Annotated in this window: 15 protein-coding genes; 4 read left to right on the top strand and 11 right to left on the bottom strand. The window is 65.7% G+C overall.

The genetic code is table 11. From position 1 onward, the window contains the following. The first annotated feature begins 3 nt into the window (after window positions 1–3). A complete protein-coding gene (locus tag FPL11_RS07850; protein WP_144348113.1) occupies window positions 4–1,644 on the top strand; it encodes a LysM peptidoglycan-binding domain-containing protein in 1,641 nt (546 codons plus the stop codon). Between the two features lie 30 nt (window positions 1,645–1,674). On the opposite strand, the gene minE is transcribed toward FPL11_RS07850, so the two are convergent. The 6 genes from minE to msrB all read right to left on the bottom strand — a co-directional run bounded on the left by minE (window position 1,675) and on the right by msrB (window position 7,762). Further along, window positions 1,675–1,929 (bottom strand): cell division topological specificity factor MinE, encoded by a 255-nt coding sequence (gene minE / locus FPL11_RS07845; protein ID WP_069134181.1) that lies wholly within the window; start codon window positions 1,927–1,929, stop codon window positions 1,675–1,677. Window positions 1,930–1,933: 4 nt separating this feature from the next. Further along, a complete protein-coding gene (gene minD, locus FPL11_RS07840) occupies window positions 1,934–2,740 on the bottom strand; it encodes a septum site-determining protein MinD (protein WP_069134269.1) in 807 nt (268 codons plus the stop codon). Between the two features lie 16 nt (window positions 2,741–2,756). Then, entirely contained in the window at window positions 2,757–3,458 is a 702-nt protein-coding gene (gene minC / locus FPL11_RS07835; protein WP_144348112.1) for a septum site-determining protein MinC, read from the bottom strand. Beyond that, entirely contained in the window at window positions 3,458–5,326 is a 1,869-nt protein-coding gene (gene htpG / locus FPL11_RS07830; RefSeq protein ID WP_144348111.1) for a molecular chaperone HtpG, read from the bottom strand. The genes minC and htpG overlap by 1 nt, the downstream gene beginning before the upstream one ends. A 66-nt stretch (window positions 5,327–5,392) precedes the next feature. Beyond that, window positions 5,393–7,288, bottom strand: a complete 1,896-nt coding sequence (gene ilvB, locus FPL11_RS07825) for a biosynthetic-type acetolactate synthase large subunit (RefSeq protein WP_144348110.1) — start codon at window positions 7,286–7,288, stop codon at window positions 5,393–5,395. A gap of 66 nt (window positions 7,289–7,354) precedes the next feature. Further along, window positions 7,355–7,762: a peptide-methionine (R)-S-oxide reductase MsrB gene (gene msrB, locus FPL11_RS07820; protein WP_144348109.1), complete on the bottom strand. Its 408-nt coding sequence runs from the start codon at window positions 7,760–7,762 to the stop codon at window positions 7,355–7,357. A gap of 62 nt (window positions 7,763–7,824) precedes the next feature. Between msrB and serB the strand changes: the two genes are divergently transcribed. Then, entirely contained in the window at window positions 7,825–9,057 is a 1,233-nt protein-coding gene (gene serB / locus FPL11_RS07815; protein WP_144348108.1) for a phosphoserine phosphatase SerB, read from the top strand. Window positions 9,058–9,079: 22 nt separating this feature from the next. Here the strand turns inward: serB and rplS are convergent, their stop codons facing one another. From rplS to ffh, 5 genes are read right to left on the bottom strand one after another with little or no spacing between them, the layout of a single operon-like run. Beyond that, window positions 9,080–9,457: a 50S ribosomal protein L19 gene (rplS, locus tag FPL11_RS07810; RefSeq protein WP_069134175.1), complete on the bottom strand. Its 378-nt coding sequence runs from the start codon at window positions 9,455–9,457 to the stop codon at window positions 9,080–9,082. An 18-nt stretch (window positions 9,458–9,475) separates the two neighbouring features. Next, a complete protein-coding gene (trmD, locus tag FPL11_RS07805) occupies window positions 9,476–10,213 on the bottom strand; it encodes a tRNA (guanosine(37)-N1)-methyltransferase TrmD (RefSeq protein WP_144348107.1) in 738 nt (245 codons plus the stop codon). A 6-nt stretch (window positions 10,214–10,219) separates the two neighbouring features. After that, the gene (gene rimM, locus FPL11_RS07800; RefSeq protein ID WP_235013463.1) at window positions 10,220–10,750 is read right to left on the bottom strand and encodes a ribosome maturation factor RimM; all 531 of its coding nucleotides are present in this window, start codon (window positions 10,748–10,750) and stop codon (window positions 10,220–10,222) included. After that, complete coding sequence (rpsP, locus tag FPL11_RS07795) at window positions 10,734–11,003, bottom strand: 30S ribosomal protein S16 (protein WP_069134172.1); 270 nt, start codon at window positions 11,001–11,003, stop codon at window positions 10,734–10,736. Before rpsP ends, rimM begins: the two co-directional genes overlap by 17 nt. A 54-nt stretch (window positions 11,004–11,057) precedes the next feature. After that, the gene (gene ffh, locus FPL11_RS07790; protein WP_069134171.1) at window positions 11,058–12,461 is read right to left on the bottom strand and encodes a signal recognition particle protein; all 1,404 of its coding nucleotides are present in this window, start codon (window positions 12,459–12,461) and stop codon (window positions 11,058–11,060) included. A 143-nt stretch (window positions 12,462–12,604) separates the two neighbouring features. Between ffh and FPL11_RS07785 the strand changes: the two genes are divergently transcribed. Both FPL11_RS07785 and FPL11_RS07780 read left to right on the top strand, forming a co-directional pair. After that, complete coding sequence (locus FPL11_RS07785; RefSeq protein WP_235013464.1) at window positions 12,605–13,417, top strand: cytochrome C assembly family protein; 813 nt, start codon at window positions 12,605–12,607, stop codon at window positions 13,415–13,417. Window positions 13,418–13,423: 6 nt separating this feature from the next. Continuing rightward, window positions 13,424–14,713 (top strand): HlyC/CorC family transporter, encoded by a 1,290-nt coding sequence (locus tag FPL11_RS07780; RefSeq protein ID WP_144348106.1) that lies wholly within the window; start codon window positions 13,424–13,426, stop codon window positions 14,711–14,713. Window positions 14,714–14,716 lie beyond the last annotated feature (3 nt).

Here is a 14,716-nt window from a genome sequence, read left to right as displayed (position 1 = left end):
CCCGTGAATCGCTCCCTCCTGCTACCGCTCATCGCGGCCCTCACCCTCGCCGGCTGTGCCAGTGTCCCACCCGAGGACGCGACCGGCACTGGTGACGGAACCGCCGCCACCGACCCGCAGGCATCGGTATCGCCGCCGCCGTCAATGACCGGCAACCGGGCGGCCTCGGATCCGCCGGGCAGCCGCCAGGCAACGGACGAGGCCGCGCCGCCGGACGACCTCTGGGAGCGGATCCGCCGGGGCTATGCCATACCCGGGCATGACAACCCGCGGGTTGCCCGTCAGTTCAATGACTATGCGTCCTACGGCGATTACTGGTTGCGGGTCTCGCGACGCGCGCAGCCCTACCTCCATCCCATCGTCGAAACCCTCGATGACCGCGGGATCCCGCTGGAGCTGGCGCTGCTTCCGATCGTCGAGAGCGCATTCCGCCCGTTTGCCTACTCCCACGGCCGGGCCGCCGGCATATGGCAGTTCATTCCAGCCACGGGACGGCACTACGGCCTTGAGCAGAACTGGTGGTACGACGGGCGCCGTGACGTCCTAGCCGCCACAGACGCGGCGGTCGACTACCTGAGCTATCTCGGCGAAATGTTCGAGGGCGACTGGCTGCTGGCGATTGCCGCCTACAATGCCGGAGAAGGTACTGTTCAGCGGGCCATCGAGCGCAACCGTCGGACCGGCCGGCCGACCGATTACTGGTCGCTGGATCTGCCCGAGGAGACCATGAACTATGTCCCCCGGCTGCTGGCGATCAGCGAGCTGGTGGCCGATCCTGAACGCCACGGCATTGAGCTCGAGCCCATCGCCAACCGACCGGCGGTGGAGCAGATCGAACTCGACCGCCAGATCGATCTGGCCCTGGCGGCCGACCTTGCCGACATCGACATGGAAACGCTCTACCGCCTGAACCCCGGCTACAATCGCTGGGCCACTCCGCCTACCGGGCCTCATCGGCTGCTGTTGCCCCGTGACCGCGCCCGGGCATTCCGCGCCCGGCTGGCCGAGCAGCCCGACAACGCCTGGATGCGCTGGCAGCGCCACCAGATCGCCCGCGGTGAAACCCTTGGCGGAATCGCCGCGCAGTACCACATCACGGTTGACTCGCTGCGCTCGGCCAACGACCTCGACGGCGCCCTGATCCGGGCCGGTGATCACCTACTGGTCCCCATCGCCAGCCGGCCCACCGGCGAGTATGTGATGACCGCCGGGGCCCGGCAGCAGAAAACCCGCAACCGCCAGCGCGATGAAGGCGAGCGTCGCCTCTACACGGTGCGCTCCGGGGACAGCTTCTGGTCCATCGCCCAGCGTTTTGGAGTTGCTGTGCGCCCACTGGCGCGCTGGAATGGCATGGCCCCCGGGGACACGCTGGGTGTTGGCGAGCAGCTGGTGGTCTGGACGCAGCGCGGAAGCGGCGACCCGCAGCCCGATCGCCGCGCCCGGCCCGGGATCGCGGCGGGCGATCGCCTACAGTCGGTGACCTACTCGGTCCGCAAGGGGGATTCGCTATATCGCATTGCCCGGCAGTTCAACGTGAGCATTAACGATCTGCAACGCTGGAACGATCTATCCGCCGATGCCTACCTGCAGCCCGGGCAGTCCCTGCGCATGCGTGTCGACGTGACCGCCCAGGGCGGTCCCTGAGCGGCCCCATCGCGGCTCAGCCCGCAGCGGCTAATCGCTGTCGGGCAGGGTGACGTTCAGCTCGAGCACCTCGCAGTCGCCTTCACGGTCAACCTCAATGCGGACGGCGTCGTCGTCGACCTCGATATAGCGACGGATGACCTGCAGGATCTCCTGCTGCAGCGCCGGGAGATAATCCGGGCCACCCCGATTGCCCCGCTCACGCGCGACGATGACCTGCAATCGCTCCTTGGCCAGCGATGCGCTGCGTTTTTTCTCCGAGCGGAAATAATCCAGAAAAGCCATTGCGCTAGCCCTTGAACAGTCGGCCGAACAGTCCCTTTTTCTCGGTCAGGAAGCGATGATCACGTGCTTCGCCGAGATAGCGCGAGACGATGTCATCGTAGGCCTGACCGGCGTCGGTCTTTTCCTCCATGATCACCGGCACGCCGGCGTTCGAGGCGTTGAGCACGGCGCTGGACTCCGGCACCACACCAAGCAGATCAATTGAGAGGATCTCGCAGATGTCCTCGATGCTCAGCATCTCGCCCTTGCCCACCCGGGCCGCCGCGTAGCGGGTCACCACCAGGTGCTCCCGGACCGGCTCGTCGCCCTGTTCGGCACGTCGGGTCTTGCTTGAAAGCAGCCCCAGCACCCGATCGGAGTCACGCACCGAGGAGACCTCGGGATTGGTCACCACCAGGGCATCATCGGCAAAGTACATCGCCAGGTGCGCCCCGCGCTCGATGCCCGCCGGTGAGTCGCAGATCACATAGTCATGGGTGCTCGCCAGCGTCTCGAGCACCGACTGGACACCTTCGAAGGTGAGCGCGTCCTTGTCACGGGTCTGCGAGGCCGGGAGGATCTCGAGGCCGTCGACACGCTTGTCCCGGATCAGGGCCTGATTGAGATTGGCCTCGCCATTGATGACGTTGACGAAGTCATAGACCACTCGCCGCTCGCACCCCATGATGAGATCGAGATTGCGCAGCCCGACATCGAAGTCGACCACCACCGTGCGATAGCCCGCGCGGGCCAGACCCGCCCCGAATGCAGCACTGGTGGTCGTTTTTCCAACGCCCCCCTTGCCGGATGTTACAACCACGATTCGCGCCACATTCACCTCCCGATTGTCAGAGCGCGTTGAGTTCCAGCTCGCCGTCACGCAGCGAGGCCATTGCCGCCGCGCCACGCAGCTCGGCGTCGATCTGGTCGCTGAGCCGGTACTGCCCGGCAATCGCGATCAGTTCAGCCTTGAGCGATCGGCAGAAGATACGCGCATTCTCGTCCCCCTGCACACCGGCCAGCGCCCGACCGCGCAGGGTGTCATAGACATGGATATGGCCATCGGCCATCAGCTCGGCACCGGCACTCACCGGCGTCGTCACCACCAGATCGCCCCCACGCGCATACACCTGCTGCCCGGAGCGCACCGGCTGGGTGACCAGCCGGGCGGCGCCGGCCGCGGCTTTGGCCGGAGCCTCGCGACGTCCGCCTTCAGCCGACCCCGATCGCGCGGCCTCCAGATTACGGATCAGTCCCAGCCCGGCAACCGCGGCGGTTTCAGCGGGCAGCCCCGACGCCGCCACCGGCAGCAGTGAACGCTCACGCAGGCCAGTCACCAGGGCGTCGAGGCTGGCCCCCTCAAGGCTCACCGCCTCGGCGGGCGCCACCACGAGGGGCATACCGGCAAAAAAGTCCGGTGCCTGCGCGAGCCGCGCATCGAGCTGAGCCAGTACCGTGTCAATATCGGCGGTCCGGACCTGGAGCACCGTAAACGGCGCCATCCGTCCCTTGAGATCGAAGGCCGCACCGGCCGGCGCATTGACTGCCATCAGTCGAGCAGCCGGTTCATGCGTCGGACGAAGCCGGCCGGATCATCCAGCCGACCGCCGTCCATGAGCACCGACTGCTCGAGCAGCAGCGTGGCCCACTCATCGATCGGTGCGTCATCGCTCGCCGCCAGCCGCTCGATGATGGAATGCTGGGGATTGATCTCGAGCACCGGCTTCTGCTGCGGCAGTTCGTGACCGGCCGCCTTGAGCATGCGCTGCATGTTCAGACCGAACTCGTCATCCCCGACCACGATGCAGGCCGGCGAATCCGTCAGCCGGCTGCTGGCGCGCACCTCCGAGACCTGGTCGCCCAACGCTTCGCGGATCCGGCCGATCAGCGCATCGACGGGCTCGCTGGTCTCTGGCTGTTCGGGTTTTTCCTCGGGGCTGTCACCCAGTCCGTCCAGATTGAGATCGCCCTTGGCGACGCTCTGCAGCGGCACGCCGTCGTATTCGCTCAGATGCGCGACCAGCCACTCGTCGATGGGCTCGGCCAGCAGCAGCACTTCGATATCGCGCTGACGGAAGATCTCCAGATGGGGGCTGTTGCGCACCGCGGCCAGGCTTTCCCCGGTGAGATAATAGATCGCGGTCTGACCCTCGTGACGACGCGCAAGATAGTCCGCCAGCGAGACCGTCTGACCGCCGTCGCCGTGGGTCGAATGAAAACGCAGCAGCCCGGCGACTTTCTCGGCGTTGCCGGGATCTTCCACCGGCCCTTCCTTGAGTACGGTGCCAAAGGACGACCAGAACCGCGCGTAGCGTTCGGCGTCATCCCGGGCCATCCGCTCGAGGCTGTCGAGCACGCGCTTGACCGAGGCGCTGCGAATGCGATCGATCAGCCGATTGTGCTGGAGCAGCTCACGGGAGACGTTGAGCGGCAGGTCGTCCGAATCCACCAGGCCGCGCACAAACCGCAGATAGCGCGGCAGCAGCCGGTTCTCGCGGTCCTCCATGATGAACACGCGCCGCACATACAGACGCAGCCCCTGCTGGGTGTCCGCCTCGAACAGATCGAACGGCCGCTGGGCAGGGATGTAGAGCAGCGATGTGTAGGACTGATTGCCCTCCACCTTGTTGTGCAGCCACTCCAGCGGGGGCTCCGGATCATAGGTCAGCTGCTGGTAGAACTGCTGATAGTCCTCGTCACTGATCTCCGACTTGGGCCGCATCCACAGCGCCGAGGCCTGGTTGACGGTCTCCATCTCACCCTGTTCGTCCTCGAGTTCGATGGGCAGGGCGATGTGATCGGAGTAGCGGCGCACGATCTGGCGCAGCCGCTGCCGCTCGAGGAATTCGTCCTGGCCCTCGGCCAGATGCAGCGTCACTGCCGTGCCGCGCTGCTCCCGCGGTGCCTGTTCGAGGGTGAAGGCGCCCTTGCCGTCGGAGCGCCACAGCACTCCCTGATCCGCGGATTCGCCGGCGCGGCGGGTGTGCACGCTGACGGAGTCGGCCACGATGAACGCCGAGTAGAAGCCGACACCGAACTGGCCGATGAGCTGGGCATCCTGCTTCTGGTCGCCGGTCATGGCATCGAGGAAGCGTCGCGTACCGGAGCGCGCGATGGTGCCGAGGTTGTCGATGACATCCTCTCGATTCATGCCCACGCCGTTGTCACTGATGGTCAGTGTCCGGGCATCGGCATCCACCTGAATGCTCACCCGTGGCTTCGGATCGTCCTCGAGCAGTGATTCATCCTGTATCGCCTCGAACCGCAGCCGGTCGGCTGCATCGGCGGCGTTGGAGACGAGCTCGCGCAGAAAGATCTCGCGATTGCTGTAGAGGGAGTGGATCATGAGGTCCAGCAGCTGCCGGACCTCGGCCTGGAATTCGTGGGTTTCCGCGGCTTGTGCGTCGTTGTTGCTCATTCCTGTTTCCGTATCGTCCCGAACCTTGCCGCGTATTGGGGTCGGGCGTTCATGTTTTCAATGCGCTCAGAATGATTCGCTCGGACCAACCCGGCCGTGTCGGCCGATCTCGGGTATCTCGCGCGCCGGGATGTACTCACCGGTCACCATCTGCTTGTAGCCCATGCCGGGGCCGACCATCGGATACACCGAGGCGTCGGGATCGACGTTGACCTCGAGAAAGGCGGGCCCGTCAAAGCCGATGAACGCCGCCAGCGTGTCTTCCATTTCGGCCGGATCCGACACATTGCGGGCGAACTCGAAGCCGTCGGCCTCGGCGGCCTTGATGAAATTCTTGCGGTGCAGGGACTTGTCGCTGCCCGAGAAGCGATCACCGAAATAGAGCTTCTGCCACTGCCGCACCATGCCGTCGCCGGCGTTATTGAGCAGCAGGATCTTTACCGGCAGGCCGTAAGTGGTCACCGTTTCCATCTCGCCCAAGTTCATTCGCAGGCTGCCATCGCCATCAATGTCGATGACCAGCTCGTCAGGGTTGGCGAACTGGGCCCCGATGGCGGCGGGCAGACCGAAACCCATGGTGCCCATGGAGCCCGAGGTCATCCACAGACGCGGCCGACGGAAGTCCAGATACTGGGCGGCCCACATCTGATGCTGACCCACTCCGGTGCTGACGATGGCATTGCCACCGGTCAGGCGATTGAGCGACCGCATCACCGCCTGGGGCTGGATGAATTCGCCATCCGGCTTGAAATTCATCGGGTGACGCTCACGCAGCTCCTGGCAGTGCTGGCCCCAGCTGGTGTAGTCCGGGCCAAAGCCGCTGTCGCGCCCATAGTCGAGGAGCTGGCGAAGGGTGCTGCCGGCCTCACCGATGTGCGACCAGGTCACCTGCTTGACCTTGCCGATCTCGGCGGCGTCGATGTCGATGTCGATGTGAGCGATGTTCTCGGCGTTCGGCGCAAACAGCTCCGCCTTGGCGGCCACCCGGTCGTCAAACCGCGAGCCGACGGCGATGATGAAATCGCAGTCCTCAACGGCGTAGTTGGCGTAGGCCGTTCCGTGCATGCCCAGCATGTGCAGGTGCAAGTCCTCGGTGGAATCGATGGCACCCAGACCCATGACGGTACTGACGCTGGGGATCCCGTACTCCTGGGCAAAGGCGGTCAGGGCCTCACTGCCTTCACCATGGATGGCGCCGCCGCCGACGTACAACAGGGGCCGGCGGGACTGCTCGAGCATATCGAAGAACTGCCGGGCCTTGCCCTCGGCGAGCGGCGTCTGGCGCAGTGATTCCATGCGCTGGCGATAGCCGCGGATACCCAGCAGACCATTGCCCTTGTACTCGCCCACCCAGTTCTGGACGTCCTTGGGCAGATCCACCACCACGGGACCGGGGCGGCCTGACCGCGCCACTTCAAACGCCGTGCGGATGGTTTCCTCGAGGCGCTCGGGGCGCGTGACCAGAAACACGTGCTTGGCGCAGTTTCCCATGATGTTGACGATGGGCGCCTCCTGGAAGGCGTCAGTCCCCATGGCGGCGCGGGCCACCTGGCCGGTGATGAGCACCACCGGCACGGAATCGGCCATGCAGTCGCGGATCGGCGTCACGGTGTTGGTGGCCCCGGGCCCCGAGGTCACCAGAAAGACGCCGACATCACCGGTGCTGCGCGCATAACCGGCGGCCATAAAGCCCGCGCCCTGCTCGTTGGCGGGAACCACGAGCTGCATGGGGTCGTGACTGGCGTCGGTCCGTTCCCGCTCGTTGTAGCGAAAGATCGCATCGTAGGTGGGCAGGATGGCGCCACCGCTATACCCGAAGATGGTGTCAACCCCCTCCTGTGCCATGACCTCGACGACCATCTCCGCCCCACTCATGACCTCGCCGGCACGCGGATGGCCCGACTGCTCGCGGGGGGAATGGCCGTTGGGATCGGCGTCGATGGAGGGAGCGGGTTCATTCATGGTGACATCCTGAAATCAGTGACTTATACAACGACTATACCGAGGCGTCAGGCCGGGCAGCAAGCCTCAGCCGCTGTCCCCGCGGGGCTCGAACTGAAGTGACAGCGAATTGATGCAGTAGCGCAGCCCGGTGGGCTTCGGCCCGTCCGGAAATACATGACCGAGATGGCCCTGGCAGTCCGGGCAATGGACTTCGGTCCGCCGCATGCCAAGGCTGCTGTCCGTCTCGGTGGCAACGGCGTCGTCGCGTGTGGGTGCCCAGAAACTCGGCCAGCCGGTACCGGAGTCGAACTTCTGCTCGCTGTCGAACAGCGGCCGTCCGCAGCAGACACAGCGAAAGACGCCGTCGGCCTTGAGATCGTTGTACTCGCCGCTGAACGGGGGTTCGGTGCCACCCTCGCGGGCGACCCGATACTGAGCCGGCGTCAGCTGCTGCCGCCAGTCGGTGTTGCGGGGATCGCGCGAATCGGTCATGGACGTGGGCTCCTTGGCAATTTCCCCTACAATATCGCGCCGGGCCGTCACTGAGCGAATCCATGAACGACATCGAATCCGACAGCGAAATCATCCTGATCAACATCTCGGGCAGTGATCGCCCCGGCGTCACCGCGGCACTGATGGGGATACTCGCCGACTATCCGGTCCGCGTCCTGGACATCAGCCAGGCGATGGTCCACGAAAACCTCGCCCTGGCGATCCTGATCAAGCTCTCGGGGGCGGCGGACTCGGCCGCGGTGCTCAAGGATCTGCTCTACGAAGCGCATCAGCTCGAGCTCCGCGTGCGCTTTCAGCCAGTGCCAGCGAACGAGTACCAGCAATGGGTGCGCGGCGAGCGCCAGTCGGCCTATGTCCTGACACTGCTGGGCCGGCGGGTGACCGCCGCGCAGATCGCCCGGATTGCGCGCGTCACCACCCAGCATGCCCTCAATATCGAGGACATCGTCCGCCTGTCGGCCCGCAGCCCCCTGCATGACGAGCGCGAGGAAAGCCGGGCCTGCCTGGAACTGAGCCTGCGCGGCGAGCCCAGTGATGCCGATGCGATGAAAGCGGCGTTCCTGTCCATCTCCCGGGAAATGGATATCGACATCTCATTCCAGGAGGACAACTTCTACCGGCGCAATCGGCGCCTGGTGGTGTTCGACATGGACTCGACGCTGATCCACGAGGAGGTCATCGATGAACTGGCCCACGAGGCCGGCGTCGGCGATCAGGTGGCGGCCGTCACCGAGGCGGCCATGCGCGGTGACATCGACTTTCGCGACAGCCTTGCCCAGCGTGTTGCCTGTCTTAAAGGCCTGGATGAAGCGGTGCTCGCCCGGGTGGCCGAGCGGCTGACCCTGACCGAGGGAGCGGAGCGGCTGATGAAGACCCTGCAGACGCTCGGTTACCGCACGGCCGTCATTTCCGGTGGGTTCGATTTTTTCGGCTACCACCTGCAGCGGCGTCTGGAGCTGGATACGGTGTACGCCAACCGGCTGGAAATCGTCGACGGCCGTCTTACCGGTCAGGTGGCGGGGCCGATTGTCGACGGCGAGCGCAAGGCGCAACTGCTCGAGCGCCTGGCAGGCGAGATGGGTATCGACCTGGCACAGGTGATCGCCGTCGGTGACGGCGCCAACGATCTGCCCATGCTGCGGTCAGCCGGACTGGGGATCGCGTTTCACGCCAAGCCGCTGGTCCAGAAAAGCGCCCGTCAGGCGATCTCGACCATCGGCCTGGACGGGGTGCTTTATCTGATGGGTATGAACGACGCCGAAAACCCGCACTGAGCGCGCACGGGCGGTCGGGTGATCAGGAGGCCTTGCGGCTCTTCGCCCGCACCTTCTCCTTGATGCGTGCCGCCTTGCCGCGCCGCTCACGGAGGAAGTAGAGCTTGGCCCGGCGGACATCACCGCGGCGCTTGACCTGCAGGCTCTCGATCAATGGGCTATGGAGCTGGAAGACACGCTCAACGCCCTCGCCATGGGAGACCTTGCGCAGCGTGAACGACGAATTGACGCCACGGTTGCGCTTGGCGATCACCACACCCTCGAAGGGCTGGGTGCGCTCACGGTTGCCCTCGCGGACCCAGACGTTGACGAGCACCGTATCGCCGGCGTTGATGTCTTCGAGCGAGCGACCGGTTTTCTCGACCTGTTCACGCTCCAGTTCTTCGATGATGTTGGTCATGCCTGCATCCCCTTGTAATTAGCCTTGATGCCCCGCCCGATATTCATCGAGCAGTGCCTGTTCGTCGTCACTGACCCCCCGCTGATCGAGCAGGTCCGGGCGTTTTTCCAGCGTTCGCCCCAACGCCTGTTTGAGCCGCCAGCGCGCCACCGCCTGGTGGTCGCCGCTGAGCAGCACCGCCGGCACGCGCCGATCATCGATCCACTCCGGGCGCGTGTAGTGCGGACAATCCAGCAGTCCGTCCGCGAAGGCGTCCTGGGATGCCGACTCGGCATGCCCGAGCACCCCCGGGATCAGCCGGGCGACGGCGTCCATCACCACCATGGCCGGCAGCTCGCCACCGCTCAGCACATAATCGCCAATCGACAGTGACTGGTCGACCTCCGCGTCGATGAGCCGCTCGTCGATGCCTTCATAGCGCCCGCACAGCAGGATCACCCGCTGGTCCTGCGCCAGTCGCCGCACCCGGGGCCCATCGAGCCGTTCCCCGTCCGGCGACAAATAGATCACCGGCGCCGCCGGAGCGGCCGCTCTCGCCGCGCGGATCGTGGTCCGCAGCGGCTCGACTTTCATGACCATGCCCGGGCCACCCCCATAGGGGCGATCATCCACCGTGGCATGCCGGTCCTCGCTGTAATCGCGGGGGTTCCAGGTGACCAGCTCGATCAACCCGCGGTCGACCGCCCGTCCCATGACCCCGTGGCCCAGCAGGCCGTGCACCATTTCCGGAAACAGCGTAATGACGTCGAAGCGCATGTCCGCTCAGAACTCCGGATCCCAGTCGACGACCATCCGGCCATCGTCCAGGTCGATGCGATCAATATGCACCCCCGGTGTATAGGGGATCAGCCGCTCGCGGTCGCCAACCACCCGCATCACATCGTTGGCGCCGGTTTCGATCAGGCCCGCGACCCGACCGAGGCTTGTTCCATCGCGGTTTTCCACCGCCAGCCCCTCGAGCTCATACCAGTAGAACTCATCAGGGCCCGCTGGCGGCATCTGCGACCGGGCCACCCTGATCGGGCAGCCGACCAGCGCCTCGGCGGCATCGCGATCGTCGATGCCCTTGAGCCGCACCACCAGGTGTCTGCCCTGCCAGCCGCCACCCGTGACCCGCCAGTCGCGGGCATCGTCGCCGTGCTGCAGCGTCCAGACTGGATAGTCCAGCAGGTTTTCCCGCGGCCGTGTCCAGGAATGGACCTTCAGCTCGCCACGGACCCCCCGGACTCCCGCAATTTCGCCCATGACGACATGGGCATCCACGGGCGTCGCTGGATCAGGCGCTTTCGGCACCCTCGGCCGCTCCACGGCGCGACTGACGGATCAGCTGCCGCGCCCGCTCACTCGGCTGGGCGCCCTGCGACAGCCAGTGCTCGGCGCGTTCGAGATCGAGCCGGAACGGCACTTCCTGCCCCCGGGCGACCGGGTTGAGAAAACCGAGGCGCTCGATGAACTTGCCGTCACGGCCATTCCGGCTGTCGGTGACGACGATGTGGTAGAAGGGACGCTTTTTGGCGCCCGCACGCGCTAGACGGATCGTGACCATATCGTTATCCAGTCAACTCTGGTGACTACTAAACCGCGCAGTTTACCTGCGTGTTCAGCGCCCGCCAAGTCCCGGCGGCAGACCACCGCCCGGTGGCATGCCGCCACCCGGCGGCATGCCGTTGCCGCCGCCCATCTGGCGCATCATTTTCTTCATCCCGCCGTTCTTGAACTGCTTCATCATCTTCTGCATCTGCTTGTGCTGCTTGAGCAGGCGATTGATGTCCTGCACCTGCATGCCACAGCCGCGGGCGATCCGCCGTTTGCGCGATCCGTTGATGACGTCCGGACGCTGGCGCTCGCCCGGCGTCATCGAGTTGATGATGGCGATCTGCCGCCGGACCTGGCCGTCATTCATCTGCTGGCTGGCCTGCTCGGTAAGCTGGCCCATGCCCGGGAGCTTTTCCATCAGCCCGCCCATGCCACCCATCTGGGTGACCTGGGTGAGCTGCTCGCGCATGTCCTCGAGGTCGAAACCCTTGCCCTTCTTGAGCTTGCCGGCCATGCGCTCGGCTTTCTGATGGTCGACCTTACGCTCGACCTCTTCGACCAGAGAGAGCACATCCCCCATCCCCAGGATCCGCGAGGCCATGCGATCGGGGTGGAAGGGCTCGAGGGCATCGGTCTTCTCGCCGATGCCCAGAAACTTGATGGGTTTGCCGGTGATCTGGCGGATTGACAGTGCCGCGCCACCGCGGGCATCGCCATCGGCCTTGGTCAGGATCACCCCGGTCAGCGGCAGGGCCTCGTCGAACGCCCGGGCGGTGTTCGCGGCATCCTGACCGGTCATGCTGTCGACCACGAACAGGGTTTCGATCGGCGCCACCGCCTCATGCACCCGCCGCGCCTCGTCCATCATCTCGCCGTCGACATGCAGACGACCCGCCGTATCCACCAGCAGCACATCGTAGTACCCGGTGCGGGCCTGCTCGCGCGCCGCTTCGACCGTTGCCACCGGGTCGGCCGATGCATCAGTGGGGTGGAAATCAATGCCCACCTCGTCACTCAGACGCTGCAGCTGATCGATGGCAGCCGGCCGATAGACGTCGACCGAGACCGCCAGCACCTTTTTCTTTTCGCGCTCGCGCAGCAACCGCCCGAGCTTGGCGATGCTGGTAGTCTTGCCCGAGCCCTGAAGGCCCGCCAGCATCACCACCGCCGGCGGGCGCGTGGTCAGATCGAGGCCGTCGTTGCGGGCGCCCATCACCTCGACGAGCTGGTCGTGGACGATCTTCACGAAAGCCTGTCCGGGCGACAGGCTCTTGGTTACCTCGGTGCCCAGGGCCCGCTCGCGGACGCTGGCCACAAAGTCCTTGACCACCGGCAGGGCAACATCCGCCTCAAGCAGCGCCATGCGCACTTCGCGCAATGTCTCCTGGATGTTGTCCTCGGTCAGCCGCCCCTTGCCTTTCAGGCGCTTTCCGATCGCCTCAAGGCGATCACTCAGATTATCGAACATGTCTGTCAGGCACCCCGCAGTCGCCGGTCGTCATGGCGTGGATTGTATCAGCGCATGCCGGTTCCTCGAGCACTGATGGTCGAAGAAGCACATTTTGTGTGCGATGATCCATCCAAGTCGCAACGGCAGTAAACAACCCGCAGATGATCCTTACCCTCACTCCCTGGATGGCGGCGGCGCTGTACGCGCTCGCCGTCGCGGCGCTCCTGGCCGCCCTGCGCGGCCGCCTTGCCGTGCAGCGCGCCGAGCCTCTGGCACTGGCCCTCGCCGCCATCGCCGTGGTGTTGCATGGCGTCAGCCTCTGGCAGGCGCTGTGGACGCCGGCAGGCGTCGACCTGTCACTGTTCAACGCCGCGTCGTTACTCGGATGGCTGATGGCGCTGACGCTGATCGCCGCGGCAGTGCGTCAGCCCCTGCACAGCCTGGGCCTGATCGTCTATCCGTTCGCCCTGCTGACGTTGCTGCTTGCCCAGACGCTGGGTGTGCCGACGGCCACCATGGTGCCGGTGGGCGCGCCGGTGGATGTGCATGTCATCTCGTCGGTGGCGGCCTATGCGGTCCTGGGGCTTGCCAGCGCTCAGGCGCTCCTGCTGGCCTGGCAGGAGAGCGCCCTGCGCCGACGGCGCGCCGGCCCCGTGCTGGGGTTTCTCCCGCCCCTGCAGGGCATGGAATCCCTGCTGTTCCACCTGGTGGCCATCGGCTTCGCGCTGTTGTCCGTCGCGCTCGTCAGCGGCTGGCTGTTCGTCGACAACCTCTTCGCCCAGGATCTGGTGCATAAGACCGTGATCTCGATGATCGGCTGGCTGGTCTTCGCCGGGCTGCTTATCGGCCGCACCGTGGCGGGCTGGCGCGGCCGTACCGCCATCCGCTGGACGCTATGGGGATTCGCCCTGCTGGCGGTGGCGTATTTCGGCAGTAAGATCGTGGTCGAGCTGATCATCGGCCGGGGGGCCTGAGCGAGCTTGGACGTTGTTCCCCTTCCCGTTCTGTTCGTCATTCTGGGCGCGCTGATCGTCCTGTCCGGCGGCTTCTCGAGCTCTGAGACCGCCCTCATGACGCTCAACCGCTACCGGCTGCGGCACCTGTCGCGGCATGGCAACCGCGGCGCCCGCCGCGCGGAGCGGCTGCTCGAGCGGCCCGACCGGCTGATCGGCATCATCCTGCTGGGCAACAACTTCGTGAATATCTTCGCGTCGTCCATTGCCACCCTGATCGCCCTGCGTCTGGGGGGTCAGGGCGCCATCGCCGCGGCGACGGGTCTGCTGACCCTGACCATCCTGATCTTCGCGGAGGTGGCCCCCAAGACCCTGGCGGCGCTGCGGCCCGAGCGCGTCGCCTTTCCCGCCGCGTTCGTCCTCGGCCCACTGTTGAAGCTGCTCTACCCGCTGGTCTGGCTCACCAACATGCTGGCCAACACACTGCTGCGCAGCCTCGGTGTCAATCCCACCGAAGGGGGCCAGACCGCGCTCAGCCGCGAGGAGCTGCGCACGGTGGTCAACGAGACCGGTGCGATGATCCCGCGTCGTCATCAGCGCATGCTGCTCGGCATTCTCGATCTGGATCAGGCGACCGTCGACGACATCATGATCCCGCGCAATGAAGTGGTGGGCATCGACCTGGGGGATGACTGGTCGCGTATTACCGAGCAGATCGCCAGCTCGGAGTACACGCGCCTGCCGGTGTTCGAGGGCGGCGTCGACACCATCCGCGGCATCCTGCATGTGCGCCGGGTGCTCACGGCAATGCTCGACGGGGTACTGACCCGCGAACGGCTGCTCGAGCATGTCCGCGAGCCCTATTTCGTGCCCGAGGGGACGCCCCTGCATCAGCAGATGCTGAATTTCCAGTCGGAGCGCCGCCGGATCGGCCTGATCGTGGACGAGTACGGCGAGTTCCACGGCCTTGTCACCCTCGAGGACATCCTCGAGGAGATCGTCGGCGAGTTCACCACCGATCCCGCTGAAGCCATCCGCGACATCCACCGCCAGCCCGACGGCAGCTACCTGGCCGCCGGCAGCGCCAGCGTGCGCGAGCTGAAGCGCCTGCTGGGCTGGGACTTACCGGGGGAAGGGCCGAAGACCCTGAACGGACTGATCCTCGAGCAGCTGGAAACCATTCCCGAGCCGGGCATCAGCCTGCTGATCGACGGCCACCCCGTCACGGTTCTGCAGGCCGAGGAAAACCGCGTCAAGGTGGCCCGCCTTGAGCAGCGTGTGCGGCCACGCGAAACCCCGCCCGCCATCGAAGACTGAGCC

Origin of the sequence: Spiribacter aquaticus (assembly GCF_007625215.1) — a bacterium.
In the GTDB taxonomy this organism is placed as follows: Bacteria; Pseudomonadota; Gammaproteobacteria; order Nitrococcales; family Nitrococcaceae; genus Spiribacter; species Spiribacter roseus.
This window is presented reverse-complemented; position numbering and strand designations above follow the sequence as displayed.